This window comes from Comamonas sp. CAH-2, from assembly GCF_009668305.1.
Classification (GTDB): domain Bacteria; phylum Pseudomonadota; class Gammaproteobacteria; order Burkholderiales; family Burkholderiaceae_C; genus Comamonas; species Comamonas aquatica.
The window spans coordinates 1-20570 of sequence record NZ_VSWF01000040.1; the positions used below are offsets into that span (position 1 = coordinate 1).

Below are 20570 nucleotides of genomic sequence, written 5' to 3' on the forward strand. Positions count from 1 at the left end.
CCCCCAGCGCGATGGGCAGCGCCCCCCACCACCAGGGCGCGACCCACAGCGTGGCCGCCGGCCACACCGCGGCCATGCCCCCCATCAGCAGGCCACACACCAGCACCAGGGCCACCGGTGGCACCTTCAATTCCCAAGCATTCACCCGCGCGCTCCTTGTTGTCAGGGATGCAGGCATTGTGCAAAGACCGGCGGCCGGCGGGCTATGCCATGTCATTTGCTGCGGCTTCTGCTTGCGCCAGGCCTGGCCTGCCGCTAAAGCCCGACAATCACCGCCTTTGCTGCTTTTTGGCCCTTCGCCCATGCCCTTCACCGCCCTTGGCCTTGCCCCGTCGCTGGCCCATGCCGCCGCCTCCCAAGGCCTGATCGCGCCCACGCCGGTGCAGTCCCAGTCCATCCCCGCCGTGCTGGATGGCCAGGACCTGCGCGTCTGCGCGCCCACGGGCTCGGGCAAGACGGCGGCCTATGTGCTGCCGCTGCTGCAGGCCTGGATGCTGGGCGATGCCGGCCAGCGCTCCGGGCCGCGCACCACGCAGGCCCTGGTGCTGGTGCCCACGCGCGAGCTGGCCACCCAGGTGGCCGAGCTGGTCTACCACCTGGGCGAAGCCCTGGGGCAGCGCCCCAAGGTGGCGGTGCTGACCGGTGGCGTCTCCATCAACCCGCAGCTGATGGCGCTGCGCGGGGGTGTGGACTGGGTGATCGCCACCCCCGGGCGCCTGCTGGACGTGGTGGCGCACAGCCAGCTCAAGCTGCACAGCCTGCAGACCCTGGTGATGGACGAGGCCGACCGCCTGATGGACCTGGGCTTTGCCGAGGAACTGGAACAGGTGCTGGCCCTGCTGCCCGCCAAGGGCCAACGCCAGACCCTGCTGCTGTCGGCCACCTTCGGCCCCGCCGTGCAAGACCTGGTGGCGCAACTGCTGCGCCCCGGCCACGCCAGCGTGGAAGTGGAAAACACCCACCAGCAGGACGCCACCATCGCCCAGCGCGCCCTGTATGTGGACGCCGCCCAACGCACCAATGTGCTGCGCGCGCTGATCGCCCAGCACCCCGGCCAGCGCATGCTGGTGTTCGTGGCCAGCCGCTACAGCGCCGAGCATGTGGCCAACAAGCTGTATGCCAAGAAGATCTTTGCCACCGCCCTGCATGGCGAGCTGAGCCAGGGCGCGCGCCAGCGCGTGCTGCAGGAGTTCAAGGCCAACCAGTGGCAGGTGCTGGTGACCACCGACCTGGCGGCGCGCGGCATCCACATTGATGCCCTGCCCGTGGTCATCAACTACGACCTGCCGCGCTCGGCCGACGACTACACCCACCGTATCGGCCGCACCGGCCGCGCCGGCCTGTCGGGCACGGCCATCAGCCTGGTGTCCCCCGCCACCGCCGCGCACTGGAAGCTGATTGCCAAGCGCAACCAGCTGCAGCTGGAGCTGGAAACCCTGCCGGACCACCCCGTCACCGAAACCGTGCCCGAGCGCGCCGCGCACGAAGACGGCGACCGTGGCGGCGTCAAGGGCAAGCGCATGAGCAAGAAAGACAAGCTGCGCGCCGCGGCCGCCGCCGCCAACACGCCGGGCACCGGCAAGGCCTGAGGCCAGGCATCAGGGGCTGGGTGCTGAAACGGCCCCGTCAGGTGCCATCCACCGCAGCATCCTCGCTTTTGGCCGCATGCAGGGCCTCGGGCTCCAGCTCCTCGGCCGAGCGGTTCAGGTGCACGAACAGCCCCCAGCCCAGCAGCAGCACGCCCACGCTGGCGATGTGCAGCGCGGCATAGCGCAGGGTGGCCGGATCTTCCTGGGCCTTGAAGGTGGCAATCAGGCCCTCGATGGCCAGGGCCACCACAATCACCACCAGAAACCGCGACAGGAAACGCCGCACCCGCGTGGGCCCGGCAATGCTGGCATCGCGCACCACCTCCTCCTCGACCACGGTCTGCGCAATCTGCAGCGCCACCACGGCCGCCGCCAGGGTGCCCAGGGCCTCCACCAGGTGCAAGGTGGCGCCGTCGTCCAGGCCCAGCACCAGCGTGTCCCAGCCCTTGCTCACGGCCATCCACAGCAGGGCCAGCGACACCAGGGCGAACAGCAGCGCCATCAGCACATGCACCCCGACAAACAGCGAATGAACCAGTTTCATGGGCCTGCCCCCTGCAAAATGCCAAAGGCGCATCTTTCCATCGCCACGCCCCACCCCGCGTAGGACGGTGCAGGCAGGTGCCGGCAGTCCCGGCCCGGCAAGCACCCCGCCCCCATGGGGACAAGCGTGGGCCCCTACACTGCGCCACAGCCCCTGGCCGGCCTGCGCTGGCCCGCTGCACCACATCAAAAACAAGAGCTGGATGCGCTCATTCAGCGTGCACTTCGGTCATAAAAACCTCTAAAGTGCTTGCAATACGAGCGCCAACAGCTCTTCTTTCAGGAGTATCCATGTCCACGCCTTTCGAACTGCTCACCGCCCACGCCTGCTTTGGCGGCGCCCAGCGCTTTTACAAGCACGAGGCGCGCGAGATCGGGCTGCCCATGAAGTTCTCGGTCTACCTACCCCCCAAGGCGGTGATGGGCGAGAAAGTGCCCGCCCTGCTGTACCTGGCGGGCCTGACCTGCACCGAGGAAACCTTCATGACCAAGGCCGGTGCGCAGCGCCTGGCGGCCGAACTGGGCCTGGCCCTGATCGCCCCCGACACCAGCCCACGTGGCGCCAACGTGCCGGGCGAGGCCGAGGCCTGGGACTTCGGCGTGGGCGCCGGCTTTTACCTGAACGCCCAGCAGGCGCCGTGGGAGCAGCACTGGCGCATGGAAAGCTACCTGATCGAGGAACTGCTGCCGCTGCTGGGCCGCTACCTGCCCATCGACACGCAGCGCCTGGGCATCTTCGGCCACAGCATGGGCGGCCATGGCGCGCTGACCCTGGCCCTGCGCCACCCCGGCGTGTTCATGAGCCTGTCGGCCTTCGCGCCCATCGCCAACCCCATGAACTGCCCCTGGGGCCAGAAGGCTTTCAGCGGCTACCTGGGCGACAACCAGGCCGTCTGGGCCCAGCACGACGCCAGCCGCCTGATGGCGGCGCAGGGCAAGGCGCCCTACCCGGCCGGCATTCTGGTCGACCAGGGCCTGGCCGACAAATTCCTGCACGAGCAGCAACTGCTGCCCGAAGCGCTGGAAGCCGCCTGCGCCCAGGTCGGCCAGCCCCTGACGCTGCGCCGCCAGGCCGGCTACGACCACGGCTACTACTTCATCCAGAGCTTCATCGACGACCACCTGCGCCACCACGCGGCACAGCTGGGCGCCTGAGCCTGCGCCGCGCCATGCGGCGGATGTCCCCGATGGCGCTCAGCCACGCAGCGCGGCCTCGATGGCGGCAATGTCGATCTTGCCCATGCCCATCATGGCGATGAAGGCACGCCGGGCTGCAGCGGCATCCGGGTGGGCGATCGCCTGCAGCAGCACGCGCGGCGTGATCTGCCAGGAGACGCCCCAGCGGTCCTTGCACCAGCCGCAGGCACTGGCCTGCCCGCCGTGGCCAACCACCGCCTGCCACAGGCGGTCGGTTTCGGCCTGGTTCTCGGTTACCACCTGGAAGGAAAAGGCCTCGCTGTGCGGGAAGGCCGGCCCACCGTTCAACCCCAGGCAGGGCAGGCCCAGCACGGTGAATTCCACGGTCAGCACATCGCCCTGCCGGCCCGCCGGATAGTCCGCGGGCGCACGGTGCACGGCCTGCACGGCGCTGTTGGCAAAGGTCTGGGCATAGAACTCGGCCGCCTCCAGGGCAGCGCCATCGAACCAGAGACACACGGTGATCGGGGATGCCATGGCGAACCTCCTGTGCAGCAGCGCCAGCGGCCATTCTGGCGCCCGGCATCCTCCGCAGGCAAGGCCGTGCCACAGCGGCCACCCGCCGTCACCGGCGGGCAGCCGCACGGTGCCTCAATAGCGCAGATCGGCACGCAGCCACAGCGTGCGGCCGGGTTCGTGGATGCGCACACCGGCCGGAAGACCGAAGCCGGCATTGCCCGCCAGGTTCAGGTGCTCGGCGTAGGCGCGGTCGAACAGGTTGTCGATGCCGGCGGTGAGCTTGAGCCTGCGGTCCACCTTGTAGCCGGCATGCACCGAGAACACGCCAAAGCCCGCGCTGGGCCCGAAGTCCTTGCCTACGACATTGCCCTGGCCCGTGGCATGGCGGTGCTGGGCCGCCACCAGGCGCCACAGGGCCCCGGCATTCCAGGCGCCCTGCTGGTAATCCAGGCCCAGCTTGGCTTCCAGCGGCGGGGTCTGGGGCAGCGGACGGTCGTCCGTGGTGTTCTGCGCCCAGGCATAGGCCAGCGTGCCCTGGGCCGTCAGCGCCGCATTCAGGCGGTAGCTGGCACCGGCCTCCCAGCCGGCGATGCGCGCCTGGACGTTGCGCACCGAGGAGGACATGCCCCCCTGGTAGTCAAACAGGATGTAGTCCTGCACCTGGCCCACATAGGCCGAGGTCCAGGCCTGCCAGTCCTGGCGTTTCCAGCTCGCGCCCACGTCGATCTGCGTCGTCTTTTCGGGTTGCAGGCGCTGGAAGGCGGTCGTGCTGTTGCCCGGCGAGATCAGCTCCCAGTAATCCGGAAAGCGCTGGACATGGCCCAGGCCGGCGTACACGGTGGAGCCATCCGGCGATGCGCGCTCCCAGCGCACAAAACCGCTGGGCAGCGCCTGGCGCTCGCGGTGGTTGCTGTCGCCCTGCACGCCAGGATAGCGCCAGGCCTGGGCACGGTCCAGGCGCAGGCCGGTCAGCAGCTTGTGGTCGGCATCCAGCTGCTGCGTCAGCTCGGCAAACAGCCCCAGGTTGCTGAACTTGGCATCCCGCACCCAGGGCTTGGTGGTGTAGGGCACCATCTGCGAGCCCATGCGCTTGTCGTGCGGGCTGCGCAGGGCATCCACCCCGGTCAGCAGCGTGGTCGCCGGGCTCCACTGCCAAGTGGCTGCGGTGCGCAGCCCTGTGGTCGTGCGCCGCACATTGCTGGCCATGGGCATGGCCATGCCACCGCCTGGCGCAAAGCTGCGCAGGCTGAAGTTGTCCATCACATGGTCGGCACGGTTGGAGTAAATCTGCGCCTCCAGCTTGCGCAGCACGGGCGAGAGATTGGTTTTCTCGAAGCGCAGCCCGGCGCTTTCGCGCTGGAACTGCGTGCCGTCCATGCCACGGCCACCATAGCGGGCCTCGCCGTCGCCGGCACCGGCGGTCAGCTCCAGCCAGGTGTCGGCATCGGGCGTCCAGCCCAGGGCGACATCGGCATTCCACTTGTCCCAGTGCGCGGGCACCACGCGGCCGTTGCCGTCGCGGTAGTCCTTGCTCTGCGAGTGGTTGGCCGTCAGGCGCACATAGAACTGGTCATTGCCGGCCAGAAAGTCCACGTTCTGGTCGCTGCGTGCCGCCGTACCCGCCAGGAGGCTGGCCGAAAACTCGATGCCCGGCTCGCCCAGCTGGGGCTTTTCGCGGTCGAAGCGCACCACGCCCGCAGACGCCCCCGGGCCCCAGGCCACGGTCTGCGGCCCCTTGATCACGGTCAGCGCATCGTAGGTTTCGGGGGAGATGTAGGAGCTGGGCGCATCCATGCGCCCCGGGCAGGCGCCCAGCAGCGTCGTGCCGTTGGTCAGCAGCGGCAGGCGCGAGCCGAACTGGCCGCGGAACACCGGGTCGCTGTTGGAGCCGCCGCTGCGGATCGCCGAGAAGCCGGGAATGCTCTTGAGGTAATCGGCCGCATCGCTGGCCGGCACGGGCTGGCGTGGCTGCTTGGGGTCGGCAACAACCTGCACCGGGGCGTGGTCGTGCACGGCGGTCACCACCACCTCCTGCAAGGCGGCCTCGGGCGTTTGCGCCCAGGCGGTCGACTGCCAGCCACCCAGGCTGAGCACGGCCAGGGCCACCGCCGTACGGGCGGCCTGGGCCTGGAACAAGGAGGAAGGACGGCGGGTTGCCGCGGCAGAGCCTGCGGTCTTCGTGGAAATATGCATAGAAAAATCCTCGGCCCACTGCGCCCCGGTCCCGAGCGGGACGGCGCGAGCGGCCAGGCTGGTGCGCCGCCCCGCAGGACAGGCACACCAGCCAATCATCAAAGGCACAGCCCGCCACGGCGCAGTGCGCGGTGGCCAGGACTGGTGCGGGGAAGATGCAGGACGTGCGAGGTGGCAGGCCGTCAGGCCTGCCCGCACGCCATCACACGAAGCGCTGGGGCGGGCCGCGTGCTGGCGGGGGGGCGGCCACCTCCAGCAGGGCCAGCTGGGCGGGCAGGCTGCGCCACTTCAGGTGGAAGGACGGTACGGGTGGACGGTGCACATCGGCCATCCACAGCACCGGCGGCGCCAGTGCAATACACAGCACGCAATCGGGTGTGTGCGCACCGTGCGAGCTATCGGCCGCCACCGTGTCCCAGGGGGCGGGCACCGCGTGGTCTTCATGGCCCACGGCCAGCATCTGGCTGGTGGTGCAGACATCGGCGCCCACCAGGTCGGCGGGCGATGCCGCACGCACCCGTGCGCCGGACAGCGCGGCCGCCAGCAACAGCAAAGCAAACACCGCGATGACCACCGCGGCGAAAGTTTTGTGTTGACGGATGCGCTGCAACATAGATGTTGCGCAGTGTAACGTGCACAAACCGCCCTCTGAACGGGCACGCAGGGGCTGCAAACAGGCCTAGGTGGCGCGCGGCGCGCCGACTTCGTACACCTGCAAATCCCGGTTGCCCAGGCCCAGCGCGGGCCAACTGGCCCGCCAGGCCTGCAGGTGGGCCGAGGCGAAATGGGCATCCAGGGCCGCCTGGTCCGTCCACAGTTCTTTGACATGGATCAGTCCGTGCACCAGCACATCCTCGGCGTAGTGGTAGGCCAGACAGCCGATTTCGGCGCGCGAGGCCTCGACCATCGCCCGCATGGCGGGGCGCGCGTGCACGAGGTTCTCAGCGGGCAGAGAGACGGTACCGACGATCAGCAGCATGGTGTTCACTCCTGGGCGCAACCGGTGGTGCTCATCTGGTGCCCCCCCTGGGTCTTGGAAAGGTACAGGGCCTGGTCGGCACGGCGCAGGATGTCTTCGGTGCTGCGGTCCTGGGCCAGGAAATGGGCGATCCCGATGCTCAGCGTGGGGGCAGGCTCCCGCGTGGCATAGGGCTGCAGCACCTGGCGCCCACCGTGCAGCAAACGCTGCGCCAGCGCGGTGACCTCCGCCAGGCTGCACACGGGGCACAGCAGGGCGAACTCATCCCCACCCAGGCGGCACACCAGGTCCTCGGCCGCTGCGGCCTGTTGCACCATGCCGGCCAGATCGCGCAGCGCCTGGTCGCCCGCCGGGTGGCCCAAATCGTCGTTGATGGCCTTGAAGTGGTCCACATCAAAACTCACCAACCAGGTGGGCGTGGCCTGCCGCTGGAAGGCGGCGTAGGCCTCTTCCAGCACCTGCATGAAGCGTCGGCGATTGTGCAGCCCCGTCAGCTCGTCGTTCATGGCCTGCTGCTGCAACTGCTGCTGCAGCCGCTTGCTGGCGGTGATGTTGCTGGCCACCCAGACGACGGCGCGCTCGCCGCAGTAAGGCTGGTCCAGAGCAGTGATCCGGCCTTCGAACCAGATGGCATCCACCGGTCCGTCGGTGGGCAGGCCCAGCACATCGTGCGCGCTCAGTTCGTACTCGACCACCAGCATTTGCTGGCGGGACAGCGTGTCCCGGATCTGCTGCAAGAACCAGTCGGTCTTGGACGCCACCAGCACATCGGCGATGTACTTGCCGACCAGGGAGCTGCCGTCGTGGTAGTAGCGCTTGTCCTTGCCGCCCAGGATGGCCGCGTAGCGCCCCGTCTCCGTCAGGATGAAGGTGGGGTCGGGCAGACTGGCGCAGATGGCTTCGTACTGGCTGGCCGTGAAGAAAGTGGTATCGGTCATGACAAGTGCCAGAGCAGGGACAGCAAATTCTCTCAGATTCATTCGCCGCGAAAGGGCCGCCACCGCCCTGGAAACTACGGAGGTGGGCACTGACACCCTGCGGGTTGCGCCTGGATGTCGGGCACAGGCACGGTGTTCCCGGCGCCACACAGTCCAGCCTATAACCCAGTGCATCCAGCGGCGCCACCCGCCAGGCAGGCAGGCAGGCAGGCAGGCAGGCAGATGGTTGAGGCTGACCATCCATTTCAGCTGAAAAAATACATAGCAGCTTGCGCAGACTGGATAAGCACTATCCGCCAATTTTTTGATATATCTCTTGGCAAAAGCCTGCCACAGCCCCTCAGGCAGACGAACCGCCCTGGACACCTAATCGGAGACCACGCCCGGGCTGGGTGGGGTTCGCGCTGTGACGGCGCCAACATCCAGCACCGTGGCTGTTGCCGGGGTCAATACCAGCAGGCCCTTGCCCGCGTTGTGGCACGCCCGTCTCCCGCTCGTCGGTGCACCATCACCACCGGGTGCGGGGTGATTCACGGTCAGCGCTGGGCACGCTGGTGTTGCCGCAAGGTGTACAGGTACAGCTGCTCCACCTTCTCGCGCGCCCAAGGGGTCTTGCGCAGAAAGCGCAGGCTGGACGGGATGCTAGGGTCCAGGTTGAAGCAGCGCACGGGAATGCGCGCACCCAGCTCGGCCCAGCCGTAGTGGTCGACCAGGTCGGTGAGCATGCGCTCCAGCGTCAGGCCATGCAGGGGGTTGCGCGGTTGTTCTTGGGAGGTCATCACCAGATCATGGAATCGTTAAAAAAGCCCCTCCGGCCGTGGGCCAGGAGGGGCTTGCTCGCGCATGGCGGGCAAGGCATCACTCGTGCCAATGCTCCGCCACCCAGGTGGCGGGCTGGATGTAGCGGAAGCGCCGGTTGCGGCGGCCCGCCAGGGCATCGGGCGGGTTGCATTCGCCATGGAAGATCACGATGCGCGCATTCGGAGGCACGAACGTGGGCTTCCAGAAGTTGGTCGGCCAGGTCGGGATGCAGTGGTACTTGAAGCTCGGGCACCACTCGGCCGGCCAGTACTTGAGCTTGCCCTGCTTGTGGATCGCATCCGACAAGTAGGCCTGCTCGTTGCGGAACTGCTTGCGGATGTCCTCGAAGTGGCCGCGGAAATACTCCAGCACGTCGGCATGCGCCCCCAGCTCGAAGCGGTACACGGACGAGTTGCCCGTGATGCGCCACGGGCGCTTGTGGTCGTGGATGATGAGGAACTCACCGGGGTAGGTGAAGAAGTCATCCAAAGGACCAGTGATGACCACGTCCACATCCAGGAACAGCGCCGTTCCGCGCAGGCCGTGCAGGTCTTTGGTGAACGTGGTCAGCTTGGTCCAGCCGCGCTCGGGGATGCCCGGGGGCAGGTCCAGCGAGGGAATGGGCAGGCATTCGACCTCGGAACGAATCCCTTCAGCGTTGTCGGTCAGGCAGACAAAGCGAAAATCACCACTGAGATGACGGCGCACCATGGCGTACAGGCGGTTCACATATTCCGGCCCGTATTTGGTGCCCCACTTCATGCACAGGATATGGCGCTGTGGCGCGGTGGAGGTGGTTGTGCTCATGCTGGTGCGCGGCAAGGCTTAGTGGCCTTTTTTGGTCGACTTGGGGCCTGCCTTCTTGGCACGCTTGACGAGACCACCCTGGGTCAGGCGCTGGTTGCCCAGCACGCGGATCTGCTTTACCTCGGGCTTGCTGCCGGCACGGCCGAACTTCAGCAACTTGATGTCGCGGGGGCCGGCCTTGCGGTCTTCGTCCAGCGCCTTTTCCTTGTCGGGAATGGGGCGCCACAGGACCAGCAGCTTGCCGATGTGTTGGATGGGAGCGGCGTTGAGTTCGTCGCACAGTTGCAGGTAGACCTGTTCGCGCGCGGCACGGTCGTCGCCGAACACACGCACCTTGATCAGGCCATGGGCATTCAGGGCGGCGTCAACTTCCTTCTGGACGGCGGGTGTCAAGCCGTCACCACCGATCATGACCACGGGGTCCAGATGGTGGGCGTTGGCGCGGTGTTCCCGGCGCTCCGCGGGAGTTAATTCAATTTGGGGCATGCCCGTATTATCGAGGCTGGAAGAAATTTGCGATGAATACCAAAACGAAAAGCAAGAAGGTCAACAAGAATTGGCTGAATGCCCACCTGAACGACCCTTATGTGCAAGCCGCCCAAAAGGACGGCTACCGCGCCCGTGCGGCCTACAAACTCAAGGAAATCGACGAAACCTTCAAACTGATCCGCCCTGGGCAGATCGTGGTGGACCTGGGCTGCACGCCCGGCGCCTGGAGCCAGTATGTGCGGCGCAAGATGTCGCCCACCGGGGCCGCCGCCGGCACGCTGAACGGCACCATCATCTCGCTGGACCTGCTGCCCATGGATCCCATCGAGGGCGTGCACTACATCCAGGGGGACTTCCGTGAAGAGTCCGTACTCACCCAGCTGGAAACCGTCGTCCAGGGTCGCCCTGTCGACGTGGTGGTCTCCGACATGGCCCCCAACCTGTCGGGCAACAGCACCACCGATGGTGCCCGGGTGGAGCACCTGATCGAGCTGGCCGTGGACTTTGCCAGCCACCACCTGCGCCCCGAAGGCGCCCTGGTGGCCAAGGTCTTCCACGGCCCGGGCTACGACGATCTGGTCAAGCTGTTCCGTGAGCATTTCAAGGTCGTCAAGACCCTCAAGCCCAAGTCCTCGCGCGACAAATCGTCCGAGACTTTCCTGATCGGCATGGGCCTGAAATAAAAACCGGGAACACCGGGGTTGACCCAACGCACAGCGGAAAACCCCAGTTTCCTATTGCCTTGGCGGGAATAAGGGTTCGGCCCTGCCGCTTGAAAGACCTAAAATGGGTCGCATATGGATGCATAGCGTCCATGTGTGACTGTATTTCTCCTTTTTTCCTTGGAGCCCCGCTTGAACAATCAGTGGTTTTCAAAAATTGCCGTCTGGCTGGTCATTGCCATGGTGTTGTTTACGGTTTTCAAGCAATTTGATAACCGCAGCAGCACTGGTGCAAACCACATCGGCTATTCGGAATTCCTCTCTGAGGTGCGCAACAACCGCATCAAGAGTGCAACCATTCAGGAAGGTCAGGGCGGTACCGAGATCGTTGCCTTGACCACCGACGATCGTCGCATTCGCACGACGGCCACCTACCTGGACCGCGGTCTGGTCGGTGACCTGATTGCCAACGATGTCAAGTTCGACGTCAAACCCCGCGAAGAAGGCTCGCTACTGATGAGCCTGCTGATCAGCTGGGGCCCCATGCTGCTGCTGATTGGCGTGTGGGTGTACTTCATGCGCCAGATGCAGGGCGGCGGCAAGGGCGGTGCGTTCAGCTTCGGCAAGTCCAAGGCGCGCATGCTGGACGAGAACAACAACACCGTCACCTTTGCCGACGTGGCCGGCTGCGATGAAGCCAAGGAAGAAGTCAAGGAAGTCGTCGACTTCCTGAAGGACCCCAACAAATTCCAGAAGCTGGGTGGCCGCATCCCCCGTGGCCTGCTGCTCGTCGGCCCGCCCGGTACCGGCAAGACCTTGCTGGCCAAGTCGATTGCCGGCGAGGCCAAGGTGCCCTTCTTCTCGATTTCCGGCTCCGACTTCGTGGAAATGTTCGTCGGCGTGGGCGCGGCCCGTGTGCGCGACATGTTCGAGAACGCCAAGAAGAATGCCCCCTGCATCATCTTCATCGACGAAATCGATGCCGTGGGCCGCCAGCGTGGCGCCGGCATGGGCGGCGGCAATGACGAACGCGAGCAGACGCTGAACCAGATGCTGGTCGAGATGGATGGTTTTGAAACCAACCTCGGCGTGATTGTCGTGGCGGCCACCAACCGTCCCGACATCCTGGATGCCGCCCTGCTGCGCCCCGGCCGCTTCGACCGTCAGGTGTATGTGACGCTGCCCGATATCCGTGGCCGCGAACAGATCCTGAACGTGCACATGCGCAAGATCCCCGTGGGCCAGGACGTGAATCCGTCCGTGATTGCCCGCGGCACGCCTGGCATGTCCGGCGCCGATCTGGCCAACCTGTGCAACGAAGCCGCCCTGATGGCTGCGCGCCGCAACGCCCGCACCGTGGAGATGCAGGACTTCGAGAAGGCCAAGGACAAGATCATCATGGGCCCCGAGCGCAAGTCCATGGTCATGCCCGAGGAAGAGCGCCGCAACACGGCCTACCACGAAGCCGGCCACGCCCTGATCGGCCGCCTGCTGCCCAAATGCGATCCTGTGCACAAGGTCACCATCATCCCGCGCGGCCGTGCACTGGGCGTGACCATGAGCCTGCCCGAGAAGGACCGCTACTCCTACGACAAGGAGTACATGCTGAACCAGATCGCCATGCTGTTTGGGGGCCGCATCGCGGAAGAGGTGTTCATGAACCAGATGACCACCGGCGCCTCGAACGACTTCGAGCGTGCGACCCAGATCGCGCGCGACATGGTGACGCGCTACGGCATGAGCGACGCCCTGGGCACCATGGTCTATTCCGAACAGGATGGCGAGCCCTTCCTGGGCCGCAGCTTCAGCAAGGGTGCCAACCTTTCGGAAGCCACCATGCAGAAGGTGGACGATGAAGTGCGCCGCATCATTGACGAGCAGTACAACCTGGCGCGCAAGCTGATCGAAGAGAACAGCGACAAGATGCACGCCATGGCCAAGGCCATGCTCGAATGGGAAACCATCGACACCGAACAGCTGGATGACATTTTTGCAGGCAAGGATCCCCGTCCTCCCAAGGACTGGGTCCCCCGCACGCCCAAGTCCAGCGATGATGGCAATTCGTCCGGGGGCGGCACACCCGCTGTGGACGCCGACCCATCACCGACTGCGGCTTAAGCGGACACAGCACAGCAACGGGGCCTTAGCGCCCCGTTTTCTTTTGGCCGCCTCCTGGCGCGATTCTTTGGGAGCCTGCCCATGTATTGGCAAACCTCACGCTTTCTACTGGACCTGCAACGCCCGCTGATCATGGGCATTGTCAACAACACCCCGGACTCCTTTTCCGACGGGGGCCGACACCGGGATCTGGCGGCCGTGCGCCACGCGGAAAAGCTGATTCGCGACGGCGCCGACATCCTGGACATCGGCGGCGAATCGACACGCCCGGGCTCCCCGGCCGTGCCGCAGGATGAGGAGATGCGCCGCGTCCTGCCCGTGGTGCATGAAGCCGTCAAGCTCGGCGTTCCGATTTCCGTGGACACCTACAAGCCCGCCGTGATGCAGGCCGTGCTGGACGCTGGGGCGGACATCGTCAACGACATCTGGGGCCTGCGGCAACCCGGCGCCCAGGACGTGGTGGCCCGCCACCCCAGCTGTGGGGTCTGCCTGATGCACATGCACCAGACGCCCCAGAACATGCACCTGGACCACATGTCCGGTGACCCGGTGCCGCAGGTGCGTGATTTCCTGCTGCACGAAACCCAGTCGCTGCTGCAGCGTGGGGTGCAGCGCAACCGCATCGTCTGGGACTACGGGATTGGCTTTGGCAAGAGCGTGGCACAAAATTTTGCACTGCTTGCGCGCCAGCACGAGCTGCTGGAACTAGACTTCCCGCTTTTGGCAGGTTGGTCGCGCAAGGGCTCCCTGGGCACAGTCAGTGGCCTTCCGATCGAGCAACGCATGGTTCCCAGCGTCGCTGCGGCGCTGCTGGCCGTCGAGCGCGGTGCACGGGTGGTCCGGGTCCACGATGTGGCGGACACCCGGGCCGCCTTGTCCGTCTGGCAAGCCATGCAACCACCCGCCACCTCCGCATAAAACCAAGGACAACACGCATGGCACGCACCTATTTCGGCACCGATGGCATCCGCGGCAAAGTGGGCCAGTCGCCCATCACCCCGGATTTCGCACTCCGTCTGGCACATGCCGTGGGGCGGGTGCTCAAGCGCACCCAGGAGCGCCCCTCCGTGCTGATCGGCAAGGACACCCGCATCTCGGGCTACATGCTGGAAGCCGCCATGGAAGCGGGCTTCAACGCCGCTGGCGTGGATGTCACCTTGCTGGGCCCCCTGCCCACCCCCGGCGTCGCTTATCTGACGCGCACCCAGCGCGCCAGCCTGGGCGTGGTCATCAGCGCCAGCCACAACCCGTTTTACGACAACGGCATCAAGTTCTTCAGTGCCCAGGGCACCAAGCTGGACGATGCCTGGGAAGAAGCCGTCGAGACCGCGCTGGACGAGGCCCCGCAATGGGTCGACTCGGCCGCGCTGGGCAAGACCAAACGCCTGGATGACGCCGCAGGCCGCTACATCGAGTTTTGCAAGAGCACCTTCGACAACCACCTGTCCCTGCGCGGGCTGCGGATTGTGGTCGATGCCGCCCACGGCGCGGCCTACCACATCGCCCCCAAGGTGTTCCATGAACTGGGGGCCGAGGTCATTGCGATTGGCTGCCAGCCGGATGGCCTGAACATCAACCACGATGTCGGTGCCACCCACCCCGAAGCGCTGACACTCGCGGTGCGTGCCAACCACGCCCACTATGGCGTGGCGCTGGACGGCGATGCCGACCGCCTGCTGATGGTCGACCAGGCCGGCCGCCTGTACAACGGTGACGAGCTGATGTACCTGATGGTGCAGGACCGCGTGCAGCGCGGCATGCAGGTCCAGGGCGCCGTGGGCACCTTGATGACCAACATGGCCGTGGAGGTGGCCCTCAAGCAGCGTGGCATCGAGTTTGTGCGCGCCAAGGTGGGCGACCGCTACGTGCTGGAAGCCCTGAACGACAAGGGCTGGCAGATCGGTGGCGAGGGCTCGGGCCACCTGCTGGCCCTGGACAAGCACACCACGGGCGACGGCCTGGTTTCCGCACTGCAAGTGCTGCAAAGCTGCGTGCGCAGCGGCAAGACCTTGGCACAGCAGCTGCAGGAGCTGACGCTGTTCCCACAGGAGCTGATCAACGTGCGCCTGGCCCCGGGCCAGGACTGGAAGAACAACACCCAGCTGGCCCAGACCCAAGCGGCCGTGGAACAGCAACTGGGCGACAGCGGCCGCGTGCTGATCCGCGCCAGTGGCACCGAGCCGCTGCTGCGCGTGATGGTGGAGGCGCGCGATGCCGCCCAGGCCCGCCACTGCGCCCAGCAGTTGGCCGACGCCGCCCGGGCGGGCTGACCCACAGTTGCAGCGCGGGGCTGGCCCCGCGCCCAGATCCGCACCAGCTGCGTGCGGATTGCTTGCATTTATCTGGCAAGCGGCCACAATCGACACAACGCACCATTTTTGTGCAGCCTTATGGCCCGGACAACCCTGTTGCCCGGGCCTTTCTCCGTGTAGGCGTCTGACCTTTGACACACGGTTTGTTCCACACATCCGCTAGGAAGCACCTCATGGCCACCACCAAGCCTGCTATCACCCTGTCTGCATTGGACATGGACCGCCTCGAAACCCTGATGGAAAAGCTGCCCAGCAACTTCTCGGGCCTGCAAGCCCTGGAGGCCGAACTCAACCGCGCGGACGTGCTAGAGCCGCACGAAATGCCCGCGAATGTGGTCACGATGAACTCCACTGTCCGCTTCACCCTGCTGGAAAGCGACAAGAGCCAGACCCTGACCCTGGTCTACCCCAAGGAAGCCGATGGCAGCCCGGACAAGGTCTCGGTGTTTGCTCCCGTGGGCACGGCCCTGCTGGGCCTGCGTGAAGGCGATGTGTTCGAGTTGCCCAGCCCGGCCGGCAAGCCCGTCACCGTGCGCGTGGACGCCATCACCTACCAACCCGAAAGCGCCGGCGAACTGCACCGCTGAACCCGCAAGGCCCTGGCGCAGCTTCACCGCGCCTGCACTGCCTAGCGAAACACCGAACCACAAGGCAGCGGCACTGGGAATTACCCATCCTTGCCGAGCCTGTGAATTCAGACAATGCTGAAAAGCATCCATTCCTAGGCACAATGTCCGCCATGACACAGACACCCCCACTTCCTCCACTGAACCGGCAATTCGTCTCGCACTTTGGCGAGATGGGCAGCCGTTGGGGCATCAACCGCACCGTCGGGCAAATCTACGCGTTGCTCTACCTGTCGCCGCGTGCGCTGAATGCGGAGGAAATCTCGGAAACCCTGGAGTTCTCGCGCTCCAACGTCAGCATGGGGCTGAAGGAGCTGCAATCGTGGCGGCTGGTCAACCTGCGCCACCACCCCGGTGATCGGCGCGAGTACTTCGAAGCACCGCAGGACGTGTGGGAAATCTTCCGCCGCCTGGCCGAAGAGCGCCGCCGCCGCGAGATTGAGCCGACCCAGTCCATGCTGCGCTCGGCCCTGCTGGAAGAGGCCTCGTCCGATGACGAGCGCCACGCCCAGCAGCGCATGCAGGAAATGTACGAACTGATCGAGAAGCTGATGACCTGGTTCGACGATGTGCAGCGCCTCAAGCCCGAGACTGCCATGCAGCTCATGGGCATGGGTGCGGCCGTGACCCGGGTGCTGGACTTCAAGGACCGCCTGATCGGTGGCAAGGGCAAGGCCGCCAAGGACGCGTCCTCGACCGAGCCACCCGCTGGCGCGTAACCACCGCATCTCCCGCACCCCAGGGCCTGCCATGCAGGCCCTTTGTTTTGGGGGTGCCGGGGACGGCGGCCCCTCAGCCGCCCGGGCGCACGGTGGCAATCTGGCTGCGCAAGGCACGCAGCTGGGTCTTGAGGGTCTGTGCGTGCGCAGGCCTCAGGCGCAGCAGGATCTTGTGGCCTGCCGACAGCGACTGCCACTGCGGGTCCGCCAATTCATAGCGCAGCCAGGGCTGCTGGGGCGCGACCGAGCCCTGCACCTCCACCAGCCGCAAGGCCAGCGGCCCCTGGACCTCGGGCGCCTGCAGCAGGTGGTCGATCACTGCCACCAGCCGGTCGTTGAAATACTGGCCGGGGTAGCCGAGCGCCTCGTAGGCCTGCTGCAGCACGGGATAGAAGCGGCGGTACAGCGCCGCCGCCTGGGCGACGTCCACGCTGGCGATCCAGCCGACCACGGCGTCGTAGCGCGCACTGTTGCCGGGCGCGATCTGCAGGCTGCCATCGGCGGCCTGCTGGGTCAGCATGCGGCCCCCCACCGGGTACAGCGGCCACAGGCGCGGCGCGGCATGGCCGCGTGGCAGGTTGTCGATGGTGGCCACGATGTGGTGGGCCAGGCCCTGCAAGGCAACGAACTTGAGCACCTGGGGCCGGCCCAGCCAGTCGCTGACGGACTGCTCGAAGCCTGCGGCATCGGGTGCCGGGCTGGCGGCGGTGTCGGCCGGGGCGGCCACCGGGTGCTGTGGCCCTTCGGGTGGTGCCGCTGCGGCCATGGGCTCTGGTGCCGGGGGCTGCGGTGTGGCAACGGGTTCCGGTGCGGCCGGTGCTGGTGCCGGCGGTGCCACGGCGTGCGGGGCCTGGGTGTGCTGCCAGGCGTACCAGCCGCCTGCCGCCAGGGCCAGCAGCAGGGCAGCCGCCGCCAGCGGGGTGCCGCGGCCACGCCGGGGTGCGGATGGCCGCGGGGGTCTGAGGTCGTGATCCGTCATGGCCTGGGGTCCTCCTGTCTGCGTGCATGATCAGGTGTCCTACCATACCGCGCCCGGCCGGGCTTGCCTACCCAGGGCCCGGGCGGGCATAAAAAAACCGCCTTCCGGGGAAGGCGGTGGTGGCGTGCGGGCCCGCGCGTCAGTCGCGCGCGGCGCTGGCCTTGGCCAGCAGTTCCTTGCGCGTGGCCTCATCGTCCATCAGCTCAAACCACATGGCGTTGAGCACGGCAAACGCGGCCGCCAGCGGCAGTCCCAAAATCCAGGCGAAGTACCACATAGCAACTTCCTTTCAGCGATTCATTGTTCAGAAAACAGAGAATGTAGCGCTTGCCTCTTCAGCATTTCAATATGAAACATTTGAAATTGTTTGATGAAACAAGCGCTGACCGCTCACTTTTTAGTAAGCATGGCCCTTGCCCTGCGCGATCTCGTCCGGGTTCACCTTGCCGCGCATGATGCTGTACACCCAGCTGGTATAGGCCAGGATGATGGGCATGAAGATCAACGCACACACCAGCATGATGAACAGGGTCAGGTGGCTGGACGAGGCGTCCCAGACCATCAGGCTGAACAGCGGGTCCACCGACGACGGCAGGATGAAGGGGAACATGGACACGCCCACGCTCAGCACGATGCCGGCGATGCCCAGGCCGCTGGCCAGCAGGCCCAGCCATTCCCGGCGCAGCTTCAGGCCCAGGGCGGCCACCAGGGGCATCAGCACGCCCAGGCCGGGCACGATCCACAACAGTGGCTGCTGGGCGTAATTGGCCAGCCAGGCGCCCTGCCCCAGCGCGGCCGACTTCAGCAGCGGGTTGGAGGGACCGGTGGTGCTCATGGCTTCGGTCAGCACATAGCCGCTCAGCTGTGTCAGCCACACGCCGGCACCGGCGTACAGCACGGCGGTCAGCACCGCCGCCAGCACGCCCCAGCGTGCGGCACGGGCCTGCACGGCGCCATCGGTCTTGAAGACCAGCCAGGTGGCCCCGTGCATCAGCAGCATGCACAGCGACACCAGGCCACACAGCAGGGTGAAGGGCGTGAACAGCGCGAAGAAGCTGCCGTCGTAGTAGATGCGCATGTCATCGGCCAGACGGAAGGGCACGCCCAGCAGCACATTGCCCATGGCCACGCCAAACACCAGCGAGGGGCCCCAGCCGCACAGGCACAGCACCCAGTCCCAGGTGTTGCGCCAGGTGGTGCTTTCGCGTTTGCTGCGGAACTTGAAGGCCACGGGGCGCAGGATCAGGCACACCAGGATGGCGAACATGGCCAAGTAGAAGCCCGAGAAGGAGATGGCATACAACTGGGGCCAGGCGGCGAAGATGGCGCCACCGCCCAGGATCAGCCAGACCTGGTTGCCTTCCCACACCGGACCGATGGTGTTGATCACCACGCGGCGCTCGACATCGGTCTTGCCGGTGGCGCGCAGCAGCGCGGCGGCGCCCAGGTCGAACCCGTCGGTCACGGCAAAGCCCACCAGCAGGATGCCCAGCAGCAGCCACCAGATGACGCGCAGCACGTCATAGCTCAAAAGTTCATGCAAGATCATGTGTGACTCCCTCGGTTACTTGGCGCTGTAGGCATCGGCGAACTTCTTCGCGTAGCTGCTCAGGTGGGGGGCGCTCTCCTCCTGCGGCCCCTTCAGGATGGCCTTGCGCATCAGCACCATTTCGATGACGAACATGACCGTGTAAATGGCCACGAACAGCGCAATCGTCAGCAGCACCGTGCTGGCGCCCAGGTTGGACACCGCCATGGCCGTGGGCAGCACGCCTTCGATGATCCAGGGCTGGCGGCCCAGCTCGGCCACGATCCAGCCGCACTCGGCGGCAATCCACGGCAGGGGGATGGCCATCACCGCCACCTTCAGCAACCAGGGGTAGGCATCCAGCTTGTGGCGCGCCGACAGCACGAAGAAGGTGGCCGTCAGCACGATGAAGAACATGCCCAGACCCACCATCACGCGGAAGGACCAGAACAGCGGGCCCACGGGCGGAATGGTGTCCGCCGCGGCCTTCTGGATCTGCAGGCGCGTGGCCTGGCGCGGATCGTCGGTGTAGCGCATCAGCAGCAGGGCATAGCCCATGTTGGCGCCATGCTCCTCGAACGTGTCCACGGCGCTCTGCGGCACTTCGGACGGCTTCTTGTAGCTGCGGATGGTCTGCAGCGCGTCATAGGCCTTGATGCCGGATTCGATGCGCTCTTCGGCACGCGCCACCAGGTCGTTGATGCCGGGGATCTGCGTGTCCAGCGAGCGGGTGCCGATCAGGCCCATCACCCAGGGGATGTGCACGGCATAGTGCGTCTCGCGTGCGGCCGTGTCCGGGATGCCCACGGCCGTGAAGGCGGCCGGCGCGGGTTCGGTGTCCCACATGGCTTCGATCGCGGCCAGCTTCATCTTCTGGTGCTCCGACGACAGGTAGCCACTTTCGTCCCCCAGCACCACCACCGACAGCGACGCCGCCAGGCCGAACGAGGCCGCCACCGTCATCGAGCGCTTGGCCAGGGCCACGTGGCGGCCCTTGAGCAGGTACCAGGCCGAGATGCCCAGCACAAAGATCGCCGCCACGGTGTAGCCGGCCGACACGGTGTGCACGAACTTGGCCTGGGCCACGGGGTTGGTCAGCACGGCAAAGAAGTCCGACACCTCCATGCGCATGGTCTGCGGGTTGAACGCCGCGCCCACAGGGTTCTGCATCCAGCCGTTGGCGATCAGGATCCATAGCGCCGAGAAGTTGGAGCCGATGGCCACCAGCCAGGTGGCCACCAGGTGCTGCACCTTGGTCATGCGGTCCCAGCCGAAGAAGAACAGGCCGACAAAGGTGGCTTCCAGGAAGAAGGCCATCAGGCCCTCGATCGCCAGCGGCGCGCCGAAAATGTCGCCCACATAGTGGCTGTAGTAGCTCCAGTTCATGCCGAACTGGAACTCCATCACCACGCCGGTCGCCACACCCATGGCGAAGTTGATACCGAACAGCACACCCCAGAACTTGGTCATGTCGCGCCAGATGGTGCGCCCGGTCATCACGTAGACGGTCTCCATGATGGCCACGAGCACCGCCAGGCCAATGGTCAGCGGTACGAACAGGAAGTGGTAGAGCGCCGTTACCGCGAATTGCAATCGCGATAGATCGACGATGTCGAGGTCCATGGGGAAGT

Annotated in this window: 21 protein-coding genes; 8 read left to right on the forward strand and 13 right to left on the reverse strand. The window is 66.0% G+C overall.

Annotation, left to right across the window (positions count from 1 at the left end):
* Positions 1-302: 302 nt before the first annotated feature.
* On the forward strand, positions 303-1589 hold the full coding sequence (locus tag FYM52_RS16155; protein WP_154164853.1) for a DEAD/DEAH box helicase: 1287 nt from the start codon (positions 303-305) through the stop codon (positions 1587-1589).
* Between the two features lie 37 nt (positions 1590-1626).
* Here FYM52_RS16155 and FYM52_RS16160 read toward each other — a convergent pair whose 3' ends face one another.
* On the reverse strand, positions 1627-2133 hold the full coding sequence (locus tag FYM52_RS16160; protein ID WP_042415714.1) for a hypothetical protein: 507 nt from the start codon (positions 2131-2133) through the stop codon (positions 1627-1629).
* A 290-nt stretch (positions 2134-2423) separates the two neighbouring features.
* Between FYM52_RS16160 and fghA the strand changes: the two genes are divergently transcribed.
* Positions 2424-3287, forward strand: a complete 864-nt coding sequence (gene fghA / locus FYM52_RS16165) for an S-formylglutathione hydrolase (RefSeq protein ID WP_154164854.1) — start codon at positions 2424-2426, stop codon at positions 3285-3287.
* A 39-nt stretch (positions 3288-3326) separates the two neighbouring features.
* Here the strand turns inward: fghA and FYM52_RS16170 are convergent, their stop codons facing one another.
* The 8 genes from FYM52_RS16170 to FYM52_RS16205 all read right to left on the reverse strand — a co-directional run bounded on the left by FYM52_RS16170 (position 3327) and on the right by FYM52_RS16205 (position 9992).
* Positions 3327-3806: a VOC family protein gene (locus FYM52_RS16170; RefSeq protein ID WP_154164855.1), complete on the reverse strand. Its 480-nt coding sequence runs from the start codon at positions 3804-3806 to the stop codon at positions 3327-3329.
* Between the two features lie 114 nt (positions 3807-3920).
* Positions 3921-5981 carry a TonB-dependent copper receptor gene (locus tag FYM52_RS16175; RefSeq protein WP_154164856.1) on the reverse strand — a complete coding sequence of 687 codons (2061 nt, stop codon included), beginning with the start codon at positions 5979-5981 and terminating at the stop codon, positions 3921-3923.
* Between the two features lie 202 nt (positions 5982-6183).
* Positions 6184-6594 (reverse strand): DUF2946 family protein, encoded by a 411-nt coding sequence (locus FYM52_RS16180; RefSeq protein ID WP_154164857.1) that lies wholly within the window; start codon positions 6592-6594, stop codon positions 6184-6186.
* 66 nt (positions 6595-6660) lie between these two features.
* On the reverse strand, positions 6661-6960 hold the full coding sequence (locus FYM52_RS16185; protein ID WP_154164858.1) for a putative quinol monooxygenase: 300 nt from the start codon (positions 6958-6960) through the stop codon (positions 6661-6663).
* Between the two features lie 5 nt (positions 6961-6965).
* Positions 6966-7898 (reverse strand): GGDEF domain-containing protein, encoded by a 933-nt coding sequence (locus FYM52_RS16190; protein WP_238826246.1) that lies wholly within the window; start codon positions 7896-7898, stop codon positions 6966-6968.
* Between the two features lie 536 nt (positions 7899-8434).
* Positions 8435-8677 carry a VF530 family DNA-binding protein gene (locus tag FYM52_RS16195; RefSeq protein WP_042415719.1) on the reverse strand — a complete coding sequence of 81 codons (243 nt, stop codon included), beginning with the start codon at positions 8675-8677 and terminating at the stop codon, positions 8435-8437.
* Positions 8678-8756: 79 nt separating this feature from the next.
* Positions 8757-9506 carry a glycosyltransferase gene (locus FYM52_RS16200; protein WP_154164860.1) on the reverse strand — a complete coding sequence of 250 codons (750 nt, stop codon included), beginning with the start codon at positions 9504-9506 and terminating at the stop codon, positions 8757-8759.
* A gap of 18 nt (positions 9507-9524) precedes the next feature.
* Positions 9525-9992: a YhbY family RNA-binding protein gene (locus FYM52_RS16205; protein ID WP_043387171.1), complete on the reverse strand. Its 468-nt coding sequence runs from the start codon at positions 9990-9992 to the stop codon at positions 9525-9527.
* Between the two features lie 32 nt (positions 9993-10024).
* On the opposite strand from FYM52_RS16205, the gene FYM52_RS16210 reads away from it, so the two are divergent.
* From FYM52_RS16210 to FYM52_RS16235, 6 genes are all read left to right on the forward strand, one after another.
* Positions 10025-10678: an RlmE family RNA methyltransferase gene (locus tag FYM52_RS16210; RefSeq protein WP_154164861.1), complete on the forward strand. Its 654-nt coding sequence runs from the start codon at positions 10025-10027 to the stop codon at positions 10676-10678.
* Between the two features lie 171 nt (positions 10679-10849).
* Positions 10850-12775 carry an ATP-dependent zinc metalloprotease FtsH gene (ftsH, locus tag FYM52_RS16215; protein ID WP_043387167.1) on the forward strand — a complete coding sequence of 642 codons (1926 nt, stop codon included), beginning with the start codon at positions 10850-10852 and terminating at the stop codon, positions 12773-12775.
* Between the two features lie 81 nt (positions 12776-12856).
* Positions 12857-13693, forward strand: a complete 837-nt coding sequence (folP, locus tag FYM52_RS16220) for a dihydropteroate synthase (RefSeq protein ID WP_154164862.1) — start codon at positions 12857-12859, stop codon at positions 13691-13693.
* 17 nt (positions 13694-13710) lie between these two features.
* Complete coding sequence (glmM, locus tag FYM52_RS16225) at positions 13711-15045, forward strand: phosphoglucosamine mutase (protein WP_154164863.1); 1335 nt, start codon at positions 13711-13713, stop codon at positions 15043-15045.
* 215 nt (positions 15046-15260) lie between these two features.
* On the forward strand, positions 15261-15674 hold the full coding sequence (rnk, locus tag FYM52_RS16230; RefSeq protein ID WP_154164864.1) for a nucleoside diphosphate kinase regulator: 414 nt from the start codon (positions 15261-15263) through the stop codon (positions 15672-15674).
* 143 nt (positions 15675-15817) lie between these two features.
* Entirely contained in the window at positions 15818-16432 is a 615-nt protein-coding gene (locus FYM52_RS16235) for a GbsR/MarR family transcriptional regulator (protein WP_154164865.1), read from the forward strand.
* Positions 16433-16505: 73 nt separating this feature from the next.
* Here the strand turns inward: FYM52_RS16235 and FYM52_RS16240 are convergent, their stop codons facing one another.
* From FYM52_RS16240 to FYM52_RS16255, 4 genes are all read right to left on the reverse strand, one after another.
* On the reverse strand, positions 16506-17411 hold the full coding sequence (locus FYM52_RS16240) for a DUF3014 domain-containing protein (protein ID WP_179954964.1): 906 nt from the start codon (positions 17409-17411) through the stop codon (positions 16506-16508).
* 139 nt (positions 17412-17550) lie between these two features.
* On the reverse strand, positions 17551-17688 hold the full coding sequence (gene cydX, locus FYM52_RS16245) for a cytochrome bd-I oxidase subunit CydX (protein WP_051519684.1): 138 nt from the start codon (positions 17686-17688) through the stop codon (positions 17551-17553).
* Between the two features lie 120 nt (positions 17689-17808).
* Positions 17809-18960 (reverse strand): cytochrome d ubiquinol oxidase subunit II, encoded by a 1152-nt coding sequence (gene cydB / locus FYM52_RS16250; protein ID WP_154164866.1) that lies wholly within the window; start codon positions 18958-18960, stop codon positions 17809-17811.
* 15 nt (positions 18961-18975) lie between these two features.
* Positions 18976-20562 carry a cytochrome ubiquinol oxidase subunit I gene (locus tag FYM52_RS16255; protein ID WP_154164867.1) on the reverse strand — a complete coding sequence of 529 codons (1587 nt, stop codon included), beginning with the start codon at positions 20560-20562 and terminating at the stop codon, positions 18976-18978.
* Positions 20563-20570: the final 8 nt, after the last annotated feature.

Excerpts from the sequence above, each read along its gene's own strand:
- fghA (WP_154164854.1), top strand. The coding sequence starts at position 2,424 with ATGTCCACGCCTTTCGAACTGCTCACCGCCCACGCCTGCTTTGGCGGC.
- FYM52_RS16240 (WP_179954964.1), bottom strand. The coding sequence starts at position 17,411 with ATGACGGATCACGACCTCAGACCCCCGCGGCCATCCGCACCCCGGCGT.
- FYM52_RS16195 (WP_042415719.1), bottom strand. The coding sequence starts at position 8,677 with ATGACCTCCCAAGAACAACCGCGCAACCCCCTGCATGGCCTGACGCTG.
- FYM52_RS16180 (WP_154164857.1), bottom strand. The coding sequence starts at position 6,594 with ATGTTGCAGCGCATCCGTCAACACAAAACTTTCGCCGCGGTGGTCATC.
- FYM52_RS16235 (WP_154164865.1), top strand. The coding sequence starts at position 15,818 with ATGTCCGCCATGACACAGACACCCCCACTTCCTCCACTGAACCGGCAA.
- FYM52_RS16210 (WP_154164861.1), top strand. The coding sequence starts at position 10,025 with ATGAATACCAAAACGAAAAGCAAGAAGGTCAACAAGAATTGGCTGAAT.
- cydX (WP_051519684.1), bottom strand. The coding sequence starts at position 17,688 with ATGTGGTACTTCGCCTGGATTTTGGGACTGCCGCTGGCGGCCGCGTTT.
- FYM52_RS16205 (WP_043387171.1), bottom strand. The coding sequence starts at position 9,992 with ATGCCCCAAATTGAATTAACTCCCGCGGAGCGCCGGGAACACCGCGCC.
- FYM52_RS16255 (WP_154164867.1), bottom strand. The coding sequence starts at position 20,562 with ATGGACCTCGACATCGTCGATCTATCGCGATTGCAATTCGCGGTAACG.
- FYM52_RS16190 (WP_238826246.1), bottom strand. The coding sequence starts at position 7,898 with ATGACCGATACCACTTTCTTCACGGCCAGCCAGTACGAAGCCATCTGC.
- FYM52_RS16160 (WP_042415714.1), bottom strand. The coding sequence starts at position 2,133 with ATGAAACTGGTTCATTCGCTGTTTGTCGGGGTGCATGTGCTGATGGCG.
- folP (WP_154164862.1), top strand. The coding sequence starts at position 12,857 with ATGTATTGGCAAACCTCACGCTTTCTACTGGACCTGCAACGCCCGCTG.
- FYM52_RS16185 (WP_154164858.1), bottom strand. The coding sequence starts at position 6,960 with ATGCTGCTGATCGTCGGTACCGTCTCTCTGCCCGCTGAGAACCTCGTG.
- FYM52_RS16170 (WP_154164855.1), bottom strand. The coding sequence starts at position 3,806 with ATGGCATCCCCGATCACCGTGTGTCTCTGGTTCGATGGCGCTGCCCTG.
- cydB (WP_154164866.1), bottom strand. The coding sequence starts at position 18,960 with ATGATCTTGCATGAACTTTTGAGCTATGACGTGCTGCGCGTCATCTGG.
- glmM (WP_154164863.1), top strand. The coding sequence starts at position 13,711 with ATGGCACGCACCTATTTCGGCACCGATGGCATCCGCGGCAAAGTGGGC.
- FYM52_RS16200 (WP_154164860.1), bottom strand. The coding sequence starts at position 9,506 with ATGAGCACAACCACCTCCACCGCGCCACAGCGCCATATCCTGTGCATG.
- FYM52_RS16155 (WP_154164853.1), top strand. The coding sequence starts at position 303 with ATGCCCTTCACCGCCCTTGGCCTTGCCCCGTCGCTGGCCCATGCCGCC.
- FYM52_RS16175 (WP_154164856.1), bottom strand. The coding sequence starts at position 5,981 with ATGCATATTTCCACGAAGACCGCAGGCTCTGCCGCGGCAACCCGCCGT.
- rnk (WP_154164864.1), top strand. The coding sequence starts at position 15,261 with ATGGCCACCACCAAGCCTGCTATCACCCTGTCTGCATTGGACATGGAC.